Annotated in this window: 16 protein-coding genes; 13 read left to right on the top strand and 3 right to left on the bottom strand. The window is 72.3% G+C overall.

Going from position 1 to position 23,011, the window contains the following annotated elements; translation table 11 throughout:
- Window positions 1-2: 2 nt before the first annotated feature.
- From ACI78R_RS00400 to ACI78R_RS00355, 10 genes are all read left to right on the top strand, one after another.
- Window positions 3-1,391, top strand: coding sequence for an MCE family protein (locus ACI78R_RS00400; protein WP_457039286.1), 1,389 nt, complete (start codon window positions 3-5; stop codon window positions 1,389-1,391).
- Complete coding sequence (locus ACI78R_RS00395) at window positions 1,388-2,425, top strand: MCE family protein (RefSeq protein WP_457039285.1); 1,038 nt, start codon at window positions 1,388-1,390, stop codon at window positions 2,423-2,425. Before ACI78R_RS00400 ends, ACI78R_RS00395 begins: the two co-directional genes overlap by 4 nt.
- Window positions 2,425-3,459 (top strand): MCE family protein, encoded by a 1,035-nt coding sequence (locus ACI78R_RS00390; RefSeq protein WP_457039284.1) that lies wholly within the window; start codon window positions 2,425-2,427, stop codon window positions 3,457-3,459. Before ACI78R_RS00395 ends, ACI78R_RS00390 begins: the two co-directional genes overlap by 1 nt.
- The gene (locus ACI78R_RS00385) at window positions 3,456-4,697 is read left to right on the top strand and encodes an MCE family protein (protein ID WP_457039283.1); all 1,242 of its coding nucleotides are present in this window, start codon (window positions 3,456-3,458) and stop codon (window positions 4,695-4,697) included. Before ACI78R_RS00390 ends, ACI78R_RS00385 begins: the two co-directional genes overlap by 4 nt.
- Window positions 4,694-5,956: an MCE family protein gene (locus ACI78R_RS00380; protein ID WP_457039282.1), complete on the top strand. Its 1,263-nt coding sequence runs from the start codon at window positions 4,694-4,696 to the stop codon at window positions 5,954-5,956. Before ACI78R_RS00385 ends, ACI78R_RS00380 begins: the two co-directional genes overlap by 4 nt.
- On the top strand, window positions 5,953-7,221 hold the full coding sequence (locus tag ACI78R_RS00375; protein WP_457039281.1) for an MCE family protein: 1,269 nt from the start codon (window positions 5,953-5,955) through the stop codon (window positions 7,219-7,221). The genes ACI78R_RS00380 and ACI78R_RS00375 overlap by 4 nt, the downstream gene beginning before the upstream one ends.
- 58 nt (window positions 7,222-7,279) lie before the next feature.
- A complete protein-coding gene (locus ACI78R_RS00370) occupies window positions 7,280-7,909 on the top strand; it encodes a hypothetical protein (protein ID WP_457039280.1) in 630 nt (209 codons plus the stop codon).
- Between the two features lie 5 nt (window positions 7,910-7,914).
- Window positions 7,915-8,730, top strand: a complete 816-nt coding sequence (locus ACI78R_RS00365) for a hypothetical protein (protein ID WP_457039279.1) — start codon at window positions 7,915-7,917, stop codon at window positions 8,728-8,730.
- 357 nt (window positions 8,731-9,087) lie between these two features.
- The gene (gene rpoB / locus ACI78R_RS00360; RefSeq protein WP_083628769.1) at window positions 9,088-12,597 is read left to right on the top strand and encodes a DNA-directed RNA polymerase subunit beta; all 3,510 of its coding nucleotides are present in this window, start codon (window positions 9,088-9,090) and stop codon (window positions 12,595-12,597) included.
- Window positions 12,598-12,694: 97 nt separating this feature from the next.
- On the top strand, window positions 12,695-16,600 hold the full coding sequence (locus tag ACI78R_RS00355) for a DNA-directed RNA polymerase subunit beta' (RefSeq protein WP_073421329.1): 3,906 nt from the start codon (window positions 12,695-12,697) through the stop codon (window positions 16,598-16,600).
- A gap of 256 nt (window positions 16,601-16,856) precedes the next feature.
- On the opposite strand, the gene ACI78R_RS00350 is transcribed toward ACI78R_RS00355, so the two are convergent.
- The 3 genes from ACI78R_RS00350 to ACI78R_RS00340 all read right to left on the bottom strand — a co-directional run bounded on the left by ACI78R_RS00350 (window position 16,857) and on the right by ACI78R_RS00340 (window position 19,321).
- Complete coding sequence (locus ACI78R_RS00350) at window positions 16,857-17,900, bottom strand: LLM class F420-dependent oxidoreductase (RefSeq protein ID WP_457039278.1); 1,044 nt, start codon at window positions 17,898-17,900, stop codon at window positions 16,857-16,859.
- A 76-nt stretch (window positions 17,901-17,976) separates the two neighbouring features.
- Window positions 17,977-18,207, bottom strand: a complete 231-nt coding sequence (locus ACI78R_RS00345; RefSeq protein ID WP_073421332.1) for a hypothetical protein — start codon at window positions 18,205-18,207, stop codon at window positions 17,977-17,979.
- Window positions 18,208-18,343: 136 nt separating this feature from the next.
- Window positions 18,344-19,321, bottom strand: a complete 978-nt coding sequence (locus ACI78R_RS00340) for a hypothetical protein (protein ID WP_457039277.1) — start codon at window positions 19,319-19,321, stop codon at window positions 18,344-18,346.
- Window positions 19,322-19,924: 603 nt separating this feature from the next.
- On the opposite strand from ACI78R_RS00340, the gene rpsL reads away from it, so the two are divergent.
- From rpsL to fusA, 3 genes are all read left to right on the top strand, one after another.
- Complete coding sequence (gene rpsL / locus ACI78R_RS00335; RefSeq protein WP_012950487.1) at window positions 19,925-20,299, top strand: 30S ribosomal protein S12; 375 nt, start codon at window positions 19,925-19,927, stop codon at window positions 20,297-20,299.
- Complete coding sequence (gene rpsG / locus ACI78R_RS00330; protein WP_073421335.1) at window positions 20,299-20,769, top strand: 30S ribosomal protein S7; 471 nt, start codon at window positions 20,299-20,301, stop codon at window positions 20,767-20,769. The genes rpsL and rpsG overlap by 1 nt, the downstream gene beginning before the upstream one ends.
- A gap of 104 nt (window positions 20,770-20,873) precedes the next feature.
- The gene (gene fusA, locus ACI78R_RS00325; RefSeq protein ID WP_073421337.1) at window positions 20,874-22,973 is read left to right on the top strand and encodes an elongation factor G; all 2,100 of its coding nucleotides are present in this window, start codon (window positions 20,874-20,876) and stop codon (window positions 22,971-22,973) included.
- The last annotated feature ends 38 nt before the right edge of the window (window positions 22,974-23,011 follow it).

Below are 23,011 nucleotides of genomic sequence, written 5' to 3'. Positions count from 1 at the left end.
CGGTGACCGGGGGCAGGGGAGCGGTCGTCCGCCGCCGTCTCCAGGGCGTGGCGTTCCTCGTCGTCCTGGCGCTGCTGCTGGCCCTGACCGTGGCGCTGTACCAGAAGGCGTTCACCGACACCGCCCGCGTCGTGCTGCGCGCCGACACCGTGGGCAACCAGCTGCAGGAGACCTCCGACGTCAAGGTCCGTGGCGTCATCGTGGGCGAGGTCCGCTCGGTCGAGGCGAGCGCCGAGGGCGCCACCATCGAGCTGGGCATCCGGCCGCGGTTCCTCGAGCAGATCCCCGCCGACGTCACCGCCCGGCTGCTGCCCAAGACGCTGTTCGGCGAGCGCTACGTGTCGCTGGTGGTGCCCGACCAGCCCTCCCCGGAGCGGCTGGCCGACGGCGCGGAGATCGGCCAGGACCGCACGGAGAACGCGGTCGAACTGCAGCGGGTGATCGACGACCTGCTGCCGCTGCTGCGCGCCGTCGAGCCGCAGGACCTCAGCTACACGCTCGGTGCCGTCGCCTCCGCGCTGCGCGGCCGCGGCGAGCGCCTGGGCGAGAACCTGGCCGCCGTCGGCAGCTACGTCGGCGAGCTGAACACCGTGCTGCCCGAGCTGCAGGCCGACATCAGCGGCCTGGCCGACGTCGCCGACACCTACGACTCGGCCGCCGACGACCTGCTCGCGGTCCTCGACGACCTGGCGGTGACGTCGCAGACGCTGGTCGACCAGTCCGAGCAGCTGCGGCGCACGTTCACCGTCGTCGGCGGCTCCTCGGCCACCGCGGCCGGCTTCCTGGAGGCCAACGAGCGCAGCCTCATCTCGCTGGCCGCCACCTCCCGGCCGGTGCTCGGCACCTTCGCCGAGTACTCGCCGGTCTACCCCTGCCTGCTCGACGGGCTCGCCCGGTTCACGCCGATGATCACCGAGGCCTTCGGCGGCGACGGCGACCCCGCTCTGAACCTGGACATCGTCGTGACGCTGCCGCCGCGCAACGCCTACCAGCCCGGCGACCAGCCGGCCTACCTCGACCGGTCGGGGCCCGACTGCCAGGGCCTCGACGACATCGACGCCATCATCGCCGCGGCCGACCGGGGCGAGTACTACTGCCCGGCGCCGCCGCAGGACGGCGTCGACTCGGCCGACAACCCCTCCAGCGGCAACCCCACGTGCCTGGGCGGGCGCGGCCCCGCCGACGTCCCCGCCGGCTCCGGCGAGCCGAACGCGGTCGCCGCCTCCCTCGGGGACGCGCTGCCCGGCGCGCTGCCCGGGTCGACGGCCGAGCTCGACCTGGTGCGCAGCATCCTCGGGTACCAGACCGGCACCGAGCCGGCGCGGGTCTCCGACCTCGCGGCCTCGACCATGGCGCCGCTGCTGCGCGGGACCCAGGTGGCGTTGCGATGAGGGGCCTCGCCGCGCCGCTGACCAAGCTGGCCGTCTTCGCGCTGGTCACCGTGCTGGCCAGCTACGTCCTGGTCACCACCATCACCAACGCCGGGTACGGCGAGTCCCTCGGCTACCGCGCCCAGTTCAGCGACGTCGCCGGCCTGGTCGAGGGCGACGAGGTGCGCATCGCCGGCGTCCGGGTGGGCCAGGTGACCGGCATCGGGCTCTCCGACCGGACCGAGCGCCCGGTGGCCGAGGTGTCCCTCGAGGTCGACGCGGAGGTCCCGCTGCCCACCTCGGTGCAGGCCACCATCCGCTACCGCAACCTCGTCGGGCAGCGCTACGTGGCGCTCACCGAGGGGGAGGGCTCGGCCGGGGCCACCCTCGCGGAGGGCGCCACCATCCCGCTCGCGCAGACGCGGCCGGCGCTGGACCTCACCACCCTGTTCGGCGGGTTCCAGCCGCTGTTCCAGGCGCTGTCCCCGCAGGACGTCAACCGGCTGTCCTACGAGGTCATCCAGGTGTTCCAGGGCGAGGGTGGCACCGTCGAGAGCCTGCTCGGGCACGTGGCCTCGCTGACGTCGTCGCTGGCGGACGAGGACGCCGTCATCGGCAGCGTCATCGACAACCTGACCACCGTCATGGGCACCGTCGCGGCGCGCGACGAGCAGCTGTCCTCGCTCGTCGTCTCGCTGCAGCAGTTCGTCAGCGGCCTGGCGCAGGACCGCGACGCGATCTTCGACTCGCTGCAGACCATCGACGGGCTGGCGGTCAGCACGGCCGGCCTGCTCGAGGACGCCCGCGCCCCGCTGGCCGCCGACGTCGAGCAGCTCGGCAGCCTGGCCGGCAACCTCGCCGACTCCGGCGACGTCCTGGAGGAGTTCCTGCAGCTCGCGCCGTCGAAGATCGACCTGATCACGCGGACCGCCGTCAACGGCTCCTGGTTCAACTTCTACCTGTGCGGGGCGTCGGGCTCGGTGACCCTGCCCGGGTCCGCGGAGCCGAGCACCGTCCCCGCGGGCGGGCTGTCCTCCGGCGCGAGGGGCTGCTGATGGCCCGCCGCGCGAGCACGCCCTTCCGGGACCGGGACCCGGTGGTCATCGGCGCGGTCAGCCTCACCCTCATCGCGCTGCTGGTGCTGCTGGCCTTCAACGCCAAGGACCTGCCGCTCATCGGCGGCGGCACCGTCTACCGCGCCCAGTTCTCCGAGGCCGCGGGCCTGCGCCCCGACGACCCGGTCCGGGTGGCCGGCGTCAAGGTCGGGCAGGTCGAGAGCCTGTCCCTGGAGGACGGCGCGGTCACCGTGGCGTTCCGGGTCCGCGACGCCTTCGTCGGCGACGCCTCCGAGGCGGCCATCAGGATCGAGACGGTCCTCGGCGCCAAGTACCTGGCGCTCGTGCCGCGCGGGGCGTCCCCGCTGGACCCCGAGGAGCGCATCCCGCTCACCCGGACCGCCTCGCCCTACGACGTCGTCGAGGCCTTCGCCGACCTGTCCACGACGGTCGGGGAGATCGACACCGCCCAGCTGGCCGGCTCCTTCGAGGTGCTCGCGGAGACCTTCGCCGACACACCCGACGAGGTGCGCACCTCCCTCGACGGCCTGGCCCGGCTCTCGGACACCATCGCCTCCCGCGACGCGCAGCTGCGCGAGCTGCTGTCGGCCACCGAGGACGTCACCCGCGTCCTGGCCGACCGCGACGGCGAGTTCACCCGGCTCGTCCTCGACTCGAACACCCTGCTCACCGAGGTGCAGGAGCGCCGGGCGCTCATCGACGCGATCCTCACGAACACCCAGACGCTCGCCGCGCAGCTGACCGGCCTGGTCGCCGACAACCGCGAGGCGCTCACCCCGGCGCTGCAGCAGCTGGCCACGGTCACCGACATCCTGTCGCGCAACCGGCAGGCGCTCGGGGAGACGGTGGCGAACCTGGCGCCGTTCGTGCGGGTCTTCACCAACACCCTGGGCAACGGCCGCTGGTTCGACAGCTTCGTCGAGAACCTGCTGCCCGGCGCCGTCGGCTCGGTGCTGTGCGGCGGCGCGGCGCAGGCGCCCGGCGGCCTCGTCTCCTGCGGGGAGGGGCGGTGAGCGGCACCCTGCAGCGCGGCGTGGCGCTGGCGGCCGCGGCGGTCCTGGTGGCCGCGCTGGGCTGGACCGTCCTGCGCCCGGCCGGGCAGATGCGGGTCACCGCCTACTTCGGCCAGGCCGTGGGCGTCTACGAGGGCGGCGACGTGCGCGTCCTCGGCATCGACGTCGGCGAGATCACCGCCGTCGTCCCCCTGGGCGACCGGGTGCGCGTCGACATGCTCGTCGACGAGCAGTACGACATCCCGGCCGACGCCGACGCCGTCGTCCTCGCGCCCTCGCTGGTCAGCGACCGGTACGTGCAGTTCTCCCCGGTCTACGACGGCGGCCCGACGATGGAGGACGGCGCGGAGCTCGACCTCTCGCGCACCGCCACCCCGGTCGAGCTCGACGCGGTCTACGGCGCCCTCGACCAGCTCTCCGCGGCGCTCGGGCCCACCGGCGCCAACGCCGACGGCGCCCTGTCGGACCTGCTCGCCGTCGGCGCCGACAACCTCGAGGGCAACGGCGGCGCGCTGGACCGCACGCTCACCGGCTTCTCCCAGGCGGTGCGGACGCTGTCGGAGAACCGCGACGACCTGTTCGGGTCGGTGGAGAACCTGCAGACCTTCACCTCGGCCCTGGCCTCCATCGACGCCCAGGTGGGCCAGTTCAACGCCGACATGGCCGCGGTCGCCGCCCAGCTCGAGGGCGAGCGGGAGGACCTCGCGGCCGCCGTCGCCCTGCTCTCGCAGGCGCTCGGGGAGATCGCGAGCTTCGTGCAGACCAACACCACGCTGCTGACGACCAACGTCGACCGGCTCGCCGACGTCACCCTCACCCTCGTGCAGCAGCGCCAGGCGCTGGCCGAGGTGCTCGACGTCGCCCCCGCTGCCCTGGGCAACATCGCGCACGCCTACAACCCCGACTACGGGACTCTCGACACCCGGGACAACTCGCTCGGCTCGACCAACCCGGAGGTCATGGTCTGCCAGCTCCTGGCGCAGGCCGGGCGGCTGCAGCTCGGCGGCGTGGCGCTGACCGACCTGACCGCCTTCCTGCAGCTGCCGCCCACCGAGCAGATCTGCGTGCGGCTGCTCTCCGGCGACCCGGGCAACGACGGGCAGCTCGACGACCTCAACGGCAACGGCGTGCCCGACCTGCAGGAGCTGCTCGGCACCCTGTTCGGCCGGTCCGCCGCCACCCCCGCCGCCGGCGGCACCCCGCTGGTCGGCCTGCCGCCGGTCGGGGGCCAGCGGTGAGCGGCCCCGCCCGCCGCCGGGCGGCCGCGCTGGCCGCCGGTGCGCTGCTGCTGTCCGGCTGCGGCTTCCGCGGCGCGTACTCCCTCGACCTGCCCGGCGGCGCCGACACCGGCGAGGACCCCTACACCGTGCAGATCGAGTTCCTCGACGTCCTCGACCTGGTGCCGCAGGCCGGCGTCCGGGTGGCCGACGTCCCCGTCGGGCGGGTGGAGGACATCGCGCTCGGCGAGGACTGGACCGCGGTGGTCACCGTGGAGGTCGACGGCGACGTCGAGCTGCCGGCCAACGCGGTGGCGATGGTCCAGCAGTCCTCGCTCCTCGGGGAGAAGTACGTCGAGCTCGCCGCCCCCGGCGGCGAGGAGCCCGCCGGCCGGCTGGCCGACGGCGCGCGCATCGGCCTGGACCGCACGAACCGCAACGTCGAGGTCGAGGAGCTGCTCGGCGCCCTGTCGCTGGTCCTCAACGGCGGCGGGCTCGCGCAGCTGCAGACCATCAGCCGCGAGCTCGGCGTGGCGCTCGAGGGCCGCGAGGACGCCATCCGGCGGACCCTCACCGAGCTCGACACGTTCATCGCCGGCCTCGACGACCAGCGCGAGGAGATCGACCGGGCGCTGGACAGCGTCGACGCCCTCACCGCGTCGCTCGCCGCGCGCACCGGCACGATCGAGACCGCGCTGGACACCATCGGCCCCGGCCTCGACGTGATCACCGAGCAGCGCGACCTGCTCGTGTCGATGCTCGGCAGCCTGGCCCGCCTCGGCGACGTCGGCACCCGGGTGATCCAGCAGGCCGGGGCGGACACGGTCGCCGACCTGCAGCTGCTGCAGCCGATCCTGTCCCAGCTCGCCGCGGCCGGGCCCGACCTCGCCGAGTCGCTGGACCTGCTGCTCACCTACCCCTTCCCGGCCAGCTCGCTGTCGGCGCTGCAGTACCGGCCCGACGCCCGCACCGGCGGGTACGGCCTGTTCACCAACATGACCGCGAACCTGGACTTGGACCTGTCCGAGCTGCTCTGCCGCTACGTGGTCGACCCGGTCACCGGCGGCCTGGAGACGCTGGAGCCGCAGGACCTCGTGGGCGCCGAGTGCGGCACGCCCGGCACCCCGCCGTCCAACGCCGCGGGAGGCGCCGCACCCGCCGGACCGGGTGCGCCGGCGCCGGCGCCGGTCCTCGGCGGCCTGGCCGGCACCGTCCCCGGCGGGCAGCCCGCGGACGGGGGCCTCGTGGGCCTGCCGCCGGTGCCCGGGAGCGGCTCGTGATCACCCGCAGGGTCAGGCTGCAGCTGCTCGCCTTCGCGACGGTGGCGCTGCTCGGCATCTCCTACGTCGGCTTCACCTACGTCGGCCTGGACCGGGTGCTGCTGGGCAGCGGCTACGACGTCTCCGCCGACTTCGCCGACTCCGGCGGCATCTTCGTCAACGCCGAGGTCACCCACCGCGGCGTCGCGGTCGGCCGGGTCAGCGACATGCAGCTCACCGACGACGGCGTCCGCGTGACCATGACCATCGAGCCCGGCGCCGACCCGATCCCGGCCGACACCGACGCGGTCGTGGCCACCCGCAGCGCCGTCGGCGAGCAGTACCTCGACCTGCGACCGGCCACCGCCGACGGGTCGTACCTCGAGGACGGCGCGGTGATCCCGCAGTCGCGCACGGCGATCCCCCTCCCGGTCGAGCAGCTGCTGCTGGACGTCGACGAGCTCGTCACCTCGCTCGACGCGGAGGACCTGCGGGTGGTGGTCGACGAGCTCGGCCGGGCCTTCGCCGGCGCCGGCGACGACCTGACCCGCCTCATCGACAACGGCGACCTGCTGCTCGCCCGCGCCGAGGAGTCGCTGCCCGAGACGCTGCGGCTCATCACCGACGGGCGCACGGTGCTGGAGACGCAGGCCGCGAGCCGCTCGGCGATCGAGCAGTGGGCCGCCGACCTGCGCGCCGTCAGCGACACCCTCGTCGACATCGACCCCGACCTGCGCGGCCTGGTGGTCGACGCCCCCGACGCCGGCGCCGCGCTGCAGCGGCTCGTCGACGACGCCGGGCCGGGACTCGGGTCGCTGGTGCGGGGCCTCGACGTCCTCAACGGCGTGACGATCCCGCGCCTCGACGGCGTCGAGCAGCTGCTGGTCACCTACCCCGACGTCGTCAGCGGCGGCTTCAGCGTCGTCCGCAACGACGGCGGCACGCTGCGCGCCCACTTCGGCTTCGTCCTGGGCAGCGACGACCCGCGCGCCTGCACCAGCGGCTACGTCTCCACCGGGCAGACGCCGACGCCGGGCTCGGTGGCCACCGTCGACGTCGACGCGGTCGGCTGCGACGTCGTCGACGGCGTCGACCCCTCGCCGGGCGACGGCGTGGACGAGAGCGGCTCCAACATCCGCGGCGAGCAGAACATCGGCCGCGACGGCGGCGTCGGGTCGCCCGGCCCGCAGGGGCAGCCCGGCGCCGGCGCACCGGGCGCCGCGGTGCTCGACGACGTCGTCGGCGGGCTGCTCGGCGCCTCCCCCTTCGCACGGACCCAGGGCTAGGTCAGGCATGCTCGTCACCCAGAGGAACCGAGCCGGTACAGGACGAGAGGAGGACGCGGTGACCCGCACGGGGCAGGACTCGGAGCAGGGGACCGTCGCGTCCCCGGTGGAGGATGGCCGCGGCGCACGGCGCCGGTCCCGCCACGCCGCCCCCGAGGCCGAGGGCTCGTCGGTCCACGACACCGCGCCGCGGCGCCGGCGGCCGTCGCTGCCGCTCGTCCCGGTGCTCGCCGTCCTGCTGCTCGCGCTGGTCGCGGCCGGCGTCTGGCTGGCGCTGCCGCTGTTCCGCGGTGACACCGACTCCCCGGTGCGCACCGACACCTACGTCGAGGTCCTGCAGGCGGCCCGCTCCGGCGTGGTCGACCTGACCTCCTTCGACGCGGTCACCATCGACGACGACATCGAGCAGGTCCGCCGCGTGGCCACCGGCGACCTGCGCGACGAGTCCCTCGCCCAGCTGCAGGACCGGCGGCAGGAGCTCGTCGACGCGCAGGCCGTGGTGCAGACCGAGGTCGTCGGCGCCGGCGTCGTCGCCGCCGACGAGGACAGCGGCACCGTGCTGCTCGTCCTCCAGTCCACCCAGCAGAGCACCGCGAGCCCGCAGGCCCAGGTGCTGCGCTACCGCATCCAGGTCGAGCTCGTCCGCGAGGACGGCCGCTGGGTGCTGTCCGGGATCCAGGGGAGGTGACCGGCGTGCCCGAGACCCCCGAGGACCGCCCGCGCCCGACGCCGCGACCGCGCGCCGCGACGCGTCCGTCGCCGCGGCCGCGCGTGGCCGGGAGCCGCCGCGACCGCGACGAGCCCCGCCCGGCGCCCGAGAGCCCCGAGGCCGGGAGTCCCGCGGCCGGTGCCGCCGTCGCTCCCGCGCCGACCTCGCCGGCGGAGGCGCCGGCGGGGGAGGGGCGCCGCCCCGCGCGGTCCGGCGCCTCCGCCCGGCGCACCCGGCCCGCCCGCGAGGCCGCCCCGGCCCGCCGGCGCCGGGCGCTGCCCCTCGTCGCCGTCCTGGCGGTGCTGTGCGTGCTCGCCGCCGCCGCGGTCGCCGTCCTCGCCTGGCAGCGGGCCGAGCCGTCGACGGTCTCCGCCACGGTGTTCAGCGCCGCCCGCGAGAACGTGCAGGCGCTCTACGCCTACGACTACCAGGACTCCGAGGGCAGCGTGGAGCGCAAGCTCGACGTCCTCACCGGTGACCTGCGCGACCAGTACGAGCGCGACCTCTCCCAGGGCGGGATCCTCGACACCTACGAGCAGGTGTCGGCCACCACGCGCTACGAGGTCCTCGACGTCGGCCTGCAGCAGGTCTCCGACGACCAGGACTCCGCCACGGTCGTGGTGTTCGGCCAGTACGTCGTCGAGTCGGTCACCAGCGGCACCCAGGCCCCGCCCGAGGGGTCGGAGTGCACCGTGACGCCCGAGGGCGCGCAGTCGTGCACGCAGACCGTGCAGGTCGCGATGACCCGGGTCGACGGCGACTGGCGGATCAGCGACCTGACGCTGCTCACGACCAGCTGACCGCCGGGCCGCCCGGGCCCCGTGCGGCGTGGCGGAGACAACGGGGCGGTCCGGCTGGCATCATCTGTGCCGCGGCCCACCGCCGGTGTTGCGGAGGTGCTGTCCTTCCCGGGAGTGTGGCGCGGGTCCCCCCACCCCCGACGTGGACAGCGCTGACGAGCAGGGGTAGGGTTCTCTGTTGCGCTGCCCCCTGACTGCCTGCCCGCCGAGCCGGGTCGAGTGGGGTGCCCGGGATCACCCGGCACCCGGTCGACCGCGCGGGCCGGACGCCGTCGGCAGCCCCGCCGAAACCGACGACGACCCAGGACGAACCCGCACCCCCGCCCGCACGTCGTGAGGTCCTTGGAAGGACGCATCTTGGCAGGCTCTCGCCCCACCAGCATCTCCCCCAGCACCACCGAGTCCGGCGGCTACGGCCAGCAGAACCAGACTCCCCAGGCCGGCCCCCGCACCGGTGAGGCCGACCAGCAGAAGATCCCCGGGGCCCCCCTCCGGGTCTCGTTCGCGAAGATCTCCGAGCCCCTCGAGGTCCCGGACCTGCTCGCCCTGCAGACCGCTTCCTTCGACTGGCTGGTCGGCAGCCCCGAGTGGCGCGCCACCCTCTCGCCCGAGGAGCAGGCCTCCGCCGTCGGCGGCCTCGCCGAGATCCTCGAGGAGATCTCCCCGATCGAGGACTTCAGCGGCTCGATGTCGCTGTCCTTCTCCAACCCGCGCTTCGAGGACGTCAAGGCGTCCCTCGAGGAGTGCAAGGACAAGGACATGACCTACGCGGCGCCGCTGTTCGTCACCGCCGAGTTCATGAACAACACCACCGGCGAGATCAAGTCGCAGACGGTGTTCATGGGCGACTTCCCGATCATGACGAACAAGGGCACGTTCGTCATCAACGGGACCGAGCGCGTCGTGGTCTCCCAGCTCGTCCGCAGCCCCGGCGTCTACTTCGACAAGACGCTGGACAAGACCTCCGACAAGGACGTCTTCAGCGCCAAGGTGATCCCCAGCCGCGGTGCCTGGCTGGAGTTCGACGTCGACAAGCGCGACACCGTCGGCGTCCGCATCGACCGCAAGCGCCGCCAGCCGGTCACCGTGCTGCTCAAGGCGCTGGGCTGGACCGAGGACCGCATCCGCGAGCACTTCCAGTGGTCGCCCACCGTCCTCGCCACCCTGGAGAAGGACCACATCGCCGGGCAGGACGAGGCCCTGCTCGACATCTACCGCAAGCTGCGGCCGGGCGAGCCGCCGACGCGTGAGTCGGCCCAGGCCCTGCTGGAGAACCTCTTCTTCAACCCGAAGCGCTACGACCTGGCGAAGGTCGGCCGCTACAAGGTGAACAAGAAGCTCGGTGTCGAGGTGCCCCAGCCGACCTCGACGCTGACCGAGGACGACATCGTCGCCACCATCGAGTACGTCGTGCGCCTGCACGCCGGCGAGCCCGACCACGGCGTCGACGACATCGACCACTTCGGCAACCGCCGCCTGCGCACCGTCGGCGAGCTGATCCAGAACCAGATCCGGGTCGGCCTCTCCCGCATGGAGCGCGTCGTCCGCGAGCGGATGACGACCCAGGACGTCGAGGCGATCACGCCGCAGACCCTGATCAACATCCGGCCGGTCGTCGCCTCCATCAAGGAGTTCTTCGGCACCAGCCAGCTGTCGCAGTTCATGGACCAGACCAACCCGCTCGCGGGCCTGACCCACAAGCGCCGCCTGTCGGCGCTGGGTCCCGGTGGTCTGTCCCGTGAGCGGGCCGGCATGGAGGTCCGCGACGTGCACCCGAGCCACTACGGCCGGATGTGCCCGATCGAGACGCCGGAAGGCCCGAACATCGGCCTCATCGGGTCGCTGTCGGCCTACGGCCGGGTCAACGCCTTCGGCTTCATCGAGACCCCCTACCGGCGGGTCGAGAACGGCACGGTCACCGACCGGATCGACTACCTGACCGCCGACGAGGAGGACCGCTTCGTCGTCGCGCAGGCGAACTCGCCGCTCGACGCGCAGGGCCGCTTCGCCGAGGACCGCGTCCTGGTCCGCACCAAGGGCGGCGAGGTCGACTACCTGGCGCCGGAGAACGTCGACTACATGGACGTCTCGCCGCGGCAGATGACCTCGGTCGCGACGGCGATGATCCCGTTCCTCGAGCACGACGACGCCAACCGCGCGCTCATGGGCGCCAACATGCAGCGCCAGGCCGTGCCGCTGCTCCGCTCGGAGGCCCCGCTCGTGGGCACCGGCATGGAGCTGCGCGCCGCCGTCGACGCCGGCGACGTCGTGGTGGCCGAGAAGGCCGGTGTGGTCGAGGACTCCACCGCCGACTACGTCACCGTCATGGCCGACGACGGCACCCGGCAGACCTACCGTCTGCTGAAGTTCCGCCGCTCGAACCAGGGCACCTCGATCAACCAGACCCCCGTCGTCGACGAGGGCCAGCGCGTCGAGGTCGGCCAGGTCATCGCCGACGGCCCGTGCACCGACCAGGGCGAGATGGCGCTGGGCAAGAACCTGCTCGTCGCCTTCATGCCGTGGGAGGGCCACAACTACGAGGACGCGATCATCCTGTCGCAGCGCCTCGTGCAGGACGACGTCCTGTCCTCGATCCACATCGAGGAGTTCGAGGTCGACGCCCGCGACACCAAGCTCGGTGCCGAGGAGATCACCCGGGACATCCCGAACGTCTCCGAGGAGGTCCTCGCCGACCTCGACGAGCGCGGCATCATCCGCATCGGTGCCGAGGTCGTCCCCGGCGACATCCTCGTCGGCAAGGTCACGCCCAAGGGCGAGACCGAGCTGACCCCCGAGGAGCGGCTGCTGCGCGCGATCTTCGGCGAGAAGGCCCGCGAGGTCCGCGACACGTCGCTGAAGGTCAAGCACGGTGAGTCCGGCAAGGTCATCGGCGTCCGCGTGTTCTCGCGCGAGGACGGCGACGAGCTGCCCGCCGGCGTCAACGAGCTGATCCGGGTCTACGTCGCCCAGATGCGCAAGATCTCCGACGGTGACAAGCTCGCCGGCCGCCACGGCAACAAGGGCGTCATCGCGAAGATCCTGCCGCAGGAGGACATGCCGTTCCTCTCCGACGGCACCCCGGTCGACATCGTGCTCAACCCGCTCGGTGTCCCCGGCCGGATGAACGTCGGCCAGGTGCTGGAGACCCACCTCGGGTGGATCGCCAAGTCCGGCTGGCAGGTCGAGGGCACCCCCGAGTGGGCGGCCAACCTGCCCGAGCAGGCGCGCCAGGCCGACCCCGGCACGCGGACCGCGACGCCGGTGTTCGACGGCGCCCGCGAGGAGGAGATCATCGGCCTGCTCGGGTCGACGATCCCCAACCGCGACGGCGACCGGATGGTCCAGGAGACCGGCAAGGCCCGGCTGTTCGACGGCCGGTCCGGCGAGCCGTTCCCCGAGCCGATCTCGGTGGGCTACGTCTACATCCTGAAGCTGCTGCACCTGGTCGACGACAAGATCCACGCCCGGTCGACCGGCCCGTACTCGATGATCACGCAGCAGCCGCTGGGTGGTAAGGCGCAGTTCGGTGGTCAGCGCTTCGGTGAGATGGAGTGCTGGGCGATGCAGGCCTACGGCGCGGCCTACGCGCTGCAGGAGCTGCTGACCATCAAGTCCGACGACATCCTGGGCCGCGTCAAGGTCTACGAGGCCATCGTCAAGGGCGAGAACATCCCCGAGCCGGGCATTCCCGAGTCGTTCAAGGTGTTGCTCAAGGAGCTGCAGTCGCTGTGCCTCAACGTCGAGGTGCTCTCCGGCGACGGGCAGGCGATCGAGCTGCGTGACACCGACGACGAGGTGTTCCGGGCCGCGGAGGAGCTGGGCATCGACCTCAGCCGCCGCGAGCCCTCCAGCGTCGAGGACGTGTGATCGGCGGCCGGCCGGCCCCGCGTGACGGGGCCGGCCGGCGCCCCTCCGACAACAGCTAGAAGTGCACCAACCGAGCCCCGGGAAAGGGGTCCACTCAGTGCTCGACGTCAACTTCTTCGACGAGCTCCGCATCGGTCTGGCCAGTGGCGACGACATCCGCCAGTGGTCGCACGGTGAGGTGAAGAAGCCCGAGACCATCAACTACCGCACGCTCCGTCCGGAGAAGGACGGTCTCTTCTGCGAGAAGATCTTCGGTCCCACCCGGGACTGGGAGTGCTACTGCGGCAAGTACAAGCGCGTCCGCTTCAAGGGCATCATCTGCGAGCGCTGCGGCGTCGAGGTGACCCGCGCCAAGGTCCGCCGCGAGCGGATGGGTCACATCGAGCTGGCCGCTCCGGTCACCCACATCTGGTTCTTCAAGGGCGTCCCCTCGCGCTTGGGCTACCTGCTCGACCTGGCGCCCAAGGACCTCGAGAAGATCATCTACTTCGCCGCCTACCTGATCACCTCGGTCGACGACGAGGCGCGCCACCGCGACCTCCCGACCATCGAGGCCGAGATCAGCGCGGAGAAGCACAACCTCGAGAGCCGGCGCGACGCCGACGTCGAGGCCCGCCAGCAGAAGCTCGAGGCCGACCTGGCCGAGCTCGAGGCGGAGGGCGCCAAGTCCGACGTCCGCCGCAAGGTGCGCGAGGGCGGCGAGCGCGAGATGCGCCAGCTGCGCGACCGCGCCCAGCGGGAGATCGACCGCCTCGAGGAGGTGCTCGACACCTTCCGCAAGCTCGAGGTCAAGCAGCTCATCGCCGACGAGGGCCTCTACCGCGAGCTGCGCGACCGCTTCGGTGAGTACTTCGAGGGCGGCATGGGCGCCGCGGCCCTGCAGAAGCTGCTGTCCGACTTCGACCTCGACGCCGAGGCCGCCTCGCTGCGCGACACCATCCGCAACGGCAAGGGCCAGCGGAAGCTGCGCGCCCTCAAGCGGCTCAAGGTCGTGGCGGCGTTCCAGCAGACGCGCAACTCGCCCATGGGCATGGTGCTCGACTGCGTGCCGGTCATCCCGCCGGACCTGCGCCCGATGGTGCAGCTCGACGGTGGCCGCTTCGCCACCAGCGACATGAACGACCTGTACCGCCGGGTCATCAACCGGAACAACCGGCTCAAGCGTCTGCTCGACCTCGGCGCGCCCGAGATCATCGTGAACAACGAGAAGCGGATGCTGCAGGAGTCCGTGGACGCGCTGTTCGACAACGGCCGCCGCGGCCGGCCGGTCACCGGCCCGGGCAACCGTCCCCTCAAGTCCCTGAGCGACCTGCTCAAGGGCAAGCAGGGCCGGTTCCGCCAGAACCTGCTCGGCAAGCGCGTCGACTACTCCGGCCGTTCGGTCATCGTCGTCGGCCCGCAGCTGAAGCTGCACCAGTGCGGCCTGCCCAAGCAGATGGCGCTGGAGCTGTTCAAGCCCTTCGTCATGAAGCGGCTGGTCGACCTCAACCACGCGCAGAACATCAAGTCCGCCAAGCGCATGGTCGAGCGTGCCCGCCCCGTCGTGTGGGACGTGCTCGAGGAGGTCATCACCGAGCACCCGGTCCTGCTGAACCGGGCGCCGACGCTGCACCGCCTGGGCATCCAGGCCTTCGAGCCGCAGCTGGTCGAGGGCAAGGCCATCCAGATCCACCCGCTCGTCTGCACCGCCTTCAACGCGGACTTCGACGGTGACCAGATGGCCGTGCACCTGCCGCTGTCGGCCGAGGCGCAGGCCGAGGCCCGCATCCTCATGCTGTCGAGCAACAACATCCTGAGCCCGGCCGACGGTCGCCCGATCACCGCGCCGACCCAGGACATGGTGCTCGGCCTGTACCACCTGACGACCCTCGTGCAGAGCCGGTACGAGGCCGACGGTGGCCGTCCGGCGGCCTTCGGGTCGACGGCCGAGGCGATCATGGCGTTCGACAAGGGCGCCCTGGGCCTGCAGGAGCGTGCGCTGATCCGCCTCGACGAGGTGTTCGGCGTCGACAACGGCAAGGTCAACCCCGCGTGGGAGCAGCCCGCCGACTGGACCCCGGGTGCCCCGGCGCTGGTCGAGACCAGCCTGGGCCGGGTGCTGTTCAACGAGGCCCTGCCCGAGGACTACCGCTTCGTCAACTACCAGGTGCCGAAGAAGGAGCTCGGGGCGATCGTCAACGACCTCGCCGAGCGCTACCCCAAGGTGCAGGTCGCGGCGACGCTGGACGCCCTCAAGTCGGCCGGCTTCCGCTGGGCCACCCGCTCGGGCGTCACGATCGCCATCGACGACGTCGTCACCCCGCCGGCCAAGCAGGAGATCCTGGACCGCCACGAGAACGAGGCGCGCCAGATCGAGAAGCAGTACGAGCGCGGTGTCATCACCGACGCCGAGCGCCGTGGTGAGCTCATCGAGATCTGGACCCGCGCGCGGGCCGAGGTCAGCCAGGCGATGGTGGACAACTTCCCGACCACCAACCCGGTCTGGGTCATGGTCAACTCGGGCGCCCGAGGCAACATGATGCAGATCAGCCAGATCGCCGGCATGCGTGGTCTGGTCGCCAACCCGAAGGGCGAGATCATCCCGCGGCCGATCAAGGCCAACTTCCGGGAGGGTCTGTCCGTGCTGGAGTACTTCATCTCCACGCACGGTGCGCGCAAGGGTCTGGCCGACACCGCCCTGCGGACCGCGGACTCCGGGTACCTCACCCGGCGGCTGGTCGACGTCTCCCAGGACGTCATCATCCGCGAGGAGGACTGCGGCACCGAGCGCGGCGTGATCATGCCGATCGCGACCGTCATCGACGGTGTCCTCACCCGGGACGCGCACGTCGAGACCAGCGTCTACGCCCGCTCCCTGGCCGCCGACGTGGTGGCCGAGGACGGCACGCTGGTCGCGCAGGCCGGCCAGGACCTGGGCGACGTGCTGATCGGCGAGCTGGTCGACGCGAACGTCGCGGAGGTCAAGGTCCGCTGCGTGCTCACCTGTGAGTCGCTGCTCGGCACCTGCGCCACCTGCTACGGCCGCTCGCTGGCCACCGGCAAGCTCGTCGACGTCGGCGAGGCGGTCGGCATCATCGCCGCCCAGTCGATCGGTGAGCCCGGCACCCAGCTGACGATGCGCACCTTCCACACCGGTGGTGTCGCGGGTGAGGACATCACCCACGGTCTGCCGCGTGTGGTGGAGCTCTTCGAGGCCCGCGTCCCCAAGGGCAAGGCCCCGATCGCCGAGCTGGCCGGCTCCGTCCGGATCGAGGACGGCGAGCAGTTCCGCAAGCTGACGATCACCCCGGACGACGGCTCCGACGAGGTCGTCTACGACAAGCTGTCGCGCCGGTCGCGGCTGCGGGTCGAGGACGGCGCCCACGTCGAGGTCGGCGAGCAGCTCACCGAGGGTGCGGTGGACCCGCACGAGGTGCTGCGGATCATGGGCCCGCGCGAGGTGCAGCTGCACCTGGTCCGCGAGGTCCAGGAGGTCTACCGCAGCCAGGGCGTGTCGATCCACGACAAGCACATCGAGGTGATCATCCGCCAGATGCTGAAGCGGGTGACCATCATCGACTCGGGCGCCACGGAGTTCCTCCCCGGTGCGCTGGTCGAGCGGACGCTGTTCGAGACCGAGAACCGCCGCGTCGTCGCCGAGGGCGGCGAGCCGGCCTCGGCCCGTCCGGTGCTCATGGGCATCACCAAGGCCTCGCTCGCGACCGAGTCGTGGCTGTCGGCCGCCTCCTTCCAGGAGACGACCAAGGTGCTCACCGACGCCGCGATCCAGGGCAAGAGCGACTCGCTCCTCGGCCTCAAGGAGAACGTGATCATCGGCAAGCTGATCCCGGCGGGTACGGGCATCAGCCGCTACCGGAACATCACGGTCGAGCCGACCGAGGAGGCCCGCGCCGCCGTCTACACGATGGCCGGGTACGACGACGGGCAGTACTACAGCCCCGACGTCTTCGGGTCGGGCTCCGGTGAGGCCGTGCGCCTCGAGGAGTACGACTGGCGGGGCTGATCCCCGGTAGCACGTGAGAAGGGCCCCGCAGATCGCGAGATCTGCGGGGCCCTTCCCGTGCACTCCGTCGCCCTACCGGGCTCCACCGCGGCCAGGTGCCGTCCCGGCCGCCGCGGAGCCCTCCCCGTGTCCCGGTCGGGGACCCTCCGGGCCCCGCGACCGGGCCACTCCCGGTTGCCCGGCCGTGCCCGGCGACGCCGCGGACCTCACCGACAGCCCGGCGACCTCCGAGCCGTCACGTGACGCAAGACTCGACCTATTGGTCGGCCAGCTCCCGCATGGTCTCCACGGTGCGCAGCCGGCTCTCGCGGCTGTCGTCGAGGGGCTGCAGCGCGAGGGTGGTGACGCCGGCCTCGGCGTAGGCGGCCACCCGCTCGGCCACGTAGGACTCCGGCCCGATGAGCGACACCTTGCGGACGAACTCCTCGGGCAGCGCCGCGGCCGCCTCGTCCTTGCGCCCGCCCAGGTACAGCTCCTGGACGGTCTCCGCGGCCTCCTCGTAGCCGTAGCGCCGCGCGAGGTCGTTGTAGAAGTTCTTGCCCTTGGCGCCCATGCCGCCGACGTAGAGGGCCAGCTGCGGCCGGACGTGGTCGTGCAGGTGGTCGACGTCCTCGCCGATCGCCACGGGGACGCCGCAGATGACCTGCAGGTCGCCGAGGGCCGCGTCCCGCTTGGCCTTGCCGGCCCGCAGCGAGTCGCCCCACACCTCGTCGGCGCGCTCCGGCATGAACCAGATCGGCTCCCACACCTCGGCGATCTCCGCCGCCAGCTCCACGTTCTTGGGGCCGAGCGCGGCCAGCATGACGGGGATGCGCTCGCGCACCGGCGTGTTGATCAGCTTCAGCGGCTTGCCCAGGCCGGTGCCCTGCTCGGCCGGCAGCGGCACGGTGTACTTCGGCCCCTCGTGCACGAGCCGCTCGCGCCGCCACACCTGCCGGCAGATCTCCACGACCTCACGCGTGCGCTGCAGCGGGGCGTCGTAGGGGACGCCGTGCCAGCCCTCGATCACCTGCGGCCCCGAGGCGCCGAGACCGAGCGTGAACCGCCCGCCGGAGACGAAGTCCAGGCCGGCCGCCGTCATGGCCGTGAGCGCCGGCGTGCGGCTGTAGATCGGCAGGATGGCGCTCATCAGCTCCACCCGCTGGGTGACCGCGGCGAGGTAGCCGAGCTGGCTGACGGCGTCGAAGGTGTACACCTCCGCGCACATCGCGAGGTCGAGCCCGGCGGCCTCCAGGTCGACGATCTCCGCCGCCGTCTCCTGGAAACCCCCGGCGTAGCTGGCCTGGATGCCGATGCGCACCTGCACTCCTTCGGTCGGCGGCGCCCGCGTCGGCGCCTCCGGCGACCGTAGCGGGTGCCCCGGCGGGGGAGAGGGCTCAGGCGGTGCGGCTGCGCAGCGGGCGGACCACGCCCACGACCTCGGTGACGACCCGGACGCCGTCGACGTCGCGAGGCACCCGGCCGGCCGCGTCGGCGTCGGCGACGTCGACCTTGACGACGTAGCCGCTGTCGCGCCGGGCCAGGCCGATCCCCACGACGCCGGGGGCGGCCGACAGCTGGGTGGCGAGGGCGCTCTTGGCGGCGCGGGCGGCGGCTCGGTCGGTCACGCGGGCTCCTCGCTGAGGCCCACCGGCCGGGGTGCCCGGGGCGAGGGAGGCCCCGGGGAGCCGGGCGGGCTCGGTCACCTCCCCATGGTGCCTCGTCCCCGCCCGGAGCGACATCCCCCTGACCTGGGGAGTGTGCTCAGGTGGCGACCCACTCCGCCCCGAGCGTGGCCAGCACGGTCGACAGCGGGTGGGCGAAGGTCAGCCCGGCGCCGGTGCGCCCGCCCCGGCCGCTGCCGGCGAAGAGCAGGGCGAGCGGTGCCCGGTCGCTGCTGCGCCAGATGACCGAGCCGCTGTCGCCGCCGGAGGAGAACGCCCCCGACAGCCCCTCGATCTCGATCTGGTCGTCGAAGACGTGCACGCCGTCGTCGTACTGGACGGCTACACCGTCCACCTCCACGGCGGTGATCCGCCCGCGGGTGTGCCCGGTGGTGCGGCCCACCTTCTCGACCTCCTCGTCGGGCTCGACCTCCAGCCCGTCGGGCACGGCGGCCCCGAGCGGGCCGCCCGGGACGTCGCCGGGCTCGGCGGTCACGCCCTCGTCGAGGGTGGCGACGGCGGCGTCGACGCGGTTGGGCCCGTCGGTGAGGGGCGCGACGGCGGCCAGCGTGGCCACCCGGTCGGTCGCGGTGCCGCCGTCGGCGGGCCCGGGCTGCAGCACGGGGTCCCCGACGGCGCCCGCGCCCTCCGCGGCCAGCACGTGGTTGTTCGACAGCACCGCCAGCCGCCCGTCGAGCCGGACGAAGCCGCCGAGCGTCCCGGCCGACACGGCAGCGTGCGCGATGGACAGGCCGGGCACCAGCGGCCGGGTGCGCCGCTGCAGGTCGGCCGGGGGAGGGGAGGCCCGGTGCCGCGCCTGGGGCAGTATCGGGCCGGTCACCCGGACGTCGACCTCGGCGCGGACCACGTCGGCGAGGCCGGTGAGGAGCACGCGGGCGTCGTCCTCCACGGCGACCCGGATGGCCAGGTGCGCCCGCCCGGGCGCCACCGGGGTCAGCCCGATGGCCGGCCGGGTCCAGGGCCGGCCACCCAGGCCACTGGCGGTGGCGAGGGGGAAGCCCTCGGCCAGCCGCGCGGACAGGCGCGCCTTGAGCTCGCGCGCCGAGTCGATCAGCACGGGGGACCTCCGTTGCGGTGAGTGCCTTACCTGACACCGACGGTAGGGGGAGGCACCGACAGTCGCGCGTTCCCGCGTCGGGTGGCGGAGGGCTGGCGCGGGCGCCGTCGCGCGGTATGGTGCTCGCCACCCCGGGGCCGCCCCGTGCGGCCCGCGCGGGCGCCGGGAATACGGTCCGGCGACCGCGCCGTTGTGCGGATCGATGGGCCCCGGGGACAGGCAGGCGACCGCCCGCCAGGCGACCGGGACCCGGCTTTGACCGCCTCCGGTACCGCGGGTATCGTGGTCAGCCGTGCCCAGGGTGCCCTGGGCCTGCTCCCGTTCGCGGTGCGCCTGGGTGTCCGGAGGTCCTCCTCCTGGCCGCGGGTCCGCCCCGGTGGGCCGTCCACGGTGGACGGTGTCCGGAGGTGGCGGCGCCGAGTCGCGGGGGGCGACCAGTCCGGTTCGACCGCCGGCCGGTCCTGGGGAGGGCGACACGCCCGACCGCGGGGGCCGGTGGGTGGGGCGTGACCAGGGCAGATGGCCCCGGCAGGACCGGTACCGGCACGCAGAGCAGAACCGTCCACAGCACGACCCAGCGCAGGTAGGAGATCCAGGCCACCCATGCCCACGATCAACCAGCTGGTCCGCAAGGGCCGCGAGGACAAGGTCGAGAAGACCAAGACCCCGGCGCTGAAGGGCTCCCCTCAGCGTCGTGGCGTGTGCACCCGCGTGTACACGACGACGCCGAAGAAGCCGAACTCGGCGCTGCGCAAGGTCGCTCGCGTCCGCCTCACCAGTGGCATCGAGGTGACCGCCTACATCCCGGGTGTCGGCCACAACCTGCAGGAGCACTCGATGGTGCTCGTGCGCGGCGGCCGCGTGAAGGACCTCCCGGGTGTGCGCTACAAGATCATCCGCGGGTCGCTGGACACGCAGGGCGTCCGCAACCGTAAGCAGGCTCGCAGCCGGTACGGCGCGAAGAAGGAGAAGAGCTAATGCCGCGCAAGGGCCCCGCGCCGCGCCGTCCGCTGGTCGCCGACCCGGTCTACCAGTCGCCGCTGGTCACCCAGCTGGTGAACAAGGTCCTGGTCGACGGCAAGCGCTCCGTCGCCGAGGCGATCGTCTACGGCGCCCTCGAGGGCGCCCGCGCCAAGACCGACACCGACCCGGTGGTCACGCTCAAGCGGGCGCTGGACAACGTCAAGCCGGCCCTCGAGGTCCGCAGCCGCCGCGTCGGTGGTGCGACCTACCAGGTCCCGGTCGAGGTCCGCGCCTCCCGCAGCACGACGCTGGGCCTGCGCTGGCTGATCCAGTACAGCCGCGCGCGCCGCGAGAAGACGATGACCGAGCGCCTCATGAACGAGCTGCTCGACGCCAGCAACGGCCTCGGTGCCGCGGTCAAGCGCCGCGAGGACACCCACAAGATGGCCGAGTCGAACAAGGCCTTCGCGCACTACCGCTGGTAGTCGCACCCCGCTGGTGACACCCGTCCACCAGCACCCGCCGGCGGGAACGCCGGGCCACCCCCGGACACCGCACGCGGACCAGAGAGAAAGAGGAGACGAGACAGATGGCCGACATCAAGGCCCAGCTCGCCAAGACCCGCAACATCGGGATCATGGCGCACATCGACGCCGGCAAGACCACGACGACCGAGCGCATCCTCTTCTACACCGGTATCAACTACAAGATCGGTGAGGTCCACGACGGCGCGGCCACGATGGACTGGATGGAGCAGGAGCAGGAGCGCGGCATCACCATCACGTCCGCCGCGACGAAGTGCACCTGGAACGACCACGACATCAACATCATCGACACCCCGGGGCACGTCGACTTCACCGTCGAGGTGGAGCGGTCCCTGCGCGTGCTCGACGGTGCCGTGGCCGTCTACGACGGCGTCGCCGGCGTGGAGCCGCAGACCGAGCAGGTCTGGCGGCAGGCGGAGAAGTACGGCGTCCCGCGCATGTGCTTCGTCAACAAGCTCGACCGCACCGGTGCGAACTTCTTCCGCTGCGTCGACATGATGGTCGAGCGGCTCGCCGCCAACCCCGCCGTCCTGCAGCTGCCCATCGGCGCCGAGGCCGACTTCATCGGCGTCGTCGACCTGGTGCAGATGCGCGCGCTCACCTGGCGCGGTGAGACCAAGATGGGCGAGGACTACGCCGTCGAGGAGATCCCGGCCGAGCTCGCCGACCAGGCTGCGGAGTACCGCGACAAGCTGCTCGAGACCGTCGCCGAGACCGACGACGCGATCATGGAGGCCTACCTCGGTGGCGAGGAGATCTCCGTCGAGACGCTGAAGGCCGCGATCCGCAAGGCCACGATCAACGCGCAGATCAACCCGGTCCTCACCGGCACGGCGTTCAAGAACAAGGGCGTGCAGCCCCTGCTCGACGCCGTCGTGGACTACCTGCCCAGCCCGCTGGACATCGAGGCCATCGTCGGCACCGCGCTCGACGGTGAGACCGAGGTCCTGCGGCACGCCGACGAGGACGAGCCGTTCTCCGCGCTGGCCTTCAAGATCCAGACCGACCAGCACCTCGGCAAGCTGACCTACGTCCGGGTCTACTCGGGCCGGCTCAACTCCGGGTCCCCGGTGCTCAACAGCACCAAGGACCGCAAGGAGCGGATCGGCAAGATCTACCAGATGCACGCGAACAAGCGCGAGGAGCGCGAGGGCGTGGGCGCCGGTCAGATCGTCGCCGTCGTCGGCCTCAAGCAGACGACCACGGGTGACACCCTCTGCGACCCGCAGAACCCGGTGATCCTCGAGTCGATGACCTTCCCGGCGCCGGTCATCTCGGTCGCGATCGAGCCCAAGACCAAGGGCGACCAGGAGAAGCTCGGCACGGCCATCCAGAAGCTCGCCGAGGAGGACCCGACCTTCCAGGTCCGCCTCGACGACGAGACCGGCCAGACCGTCATCTCCGGCATGGGCGAGCTCCACCTGGAGATCCTCGTCGACCGCATGCGCCGCGAGTTCCGCGTCGAGGCCAACGTCGGCAAGCCGCAGGTGGCCTACCGCGAGACGATCCGCAAGGCGATCGAGAAGGTCGACTACACCCACAAGAAGCAGACGGGTGGGTCCGGCCAGTTCGCCAAGGTGCAGGTCAGCATCGAGCCGCTCGAGGTCTCCGGCGACGGCCCGACCTACGAGTTCGTCAACGGCGTCACCGGTGGCCGCATCCCGAAGGAGTACATCCCCTCGGTCGACCAGGGCATGCAGGACGCCATGCAGTACGGCATCCTCGCCGGCTACCCGATGGTCGGGGTCAAGGCCACGCTCGTCGACGGCCAGTACCACGAGGTCGACTCCTCGGAGATGGCCTTCAAGATCGCCGGCTCGATGGTCTTCAAGGAGGCCGCGCGCAAGGCCAGCCCGGCCCTGCTCGAGCCGATGATGGCCGTCGAGGTCGTCACGCCCGAGGACTACATGGGCGACGTCATCGGCGACCTGAACTCCCGGCGCGGGATGATCCAGGCGATGGAGGAGCGCTCCGGCGCCCGCGTCGTCCGGGCCCTCGTCCCGCTCTCGGAGATGTTCGGCTACGTGGGCGACCTGCGCAGCCGCACCCAGGGGCGGGCGAGCTACACCATGGTGTTCGACTCGTACGCCGAGGTCCCGCAGAACGTGGCCAAGGAGATCATCGCCAAGGCCACCGGCGAGTGACCCGCCGGCCGGGGTAGGACCCCGGCCGGCACCCCCAG

The organism is Geodermatophilus sp. SYSU D01106 (assembly GCF_054049995.1).
Note: the sequence above shows the minus strand (reverse complement) of the source record. Positions and strands in the feature narration are given on the sequence as shown.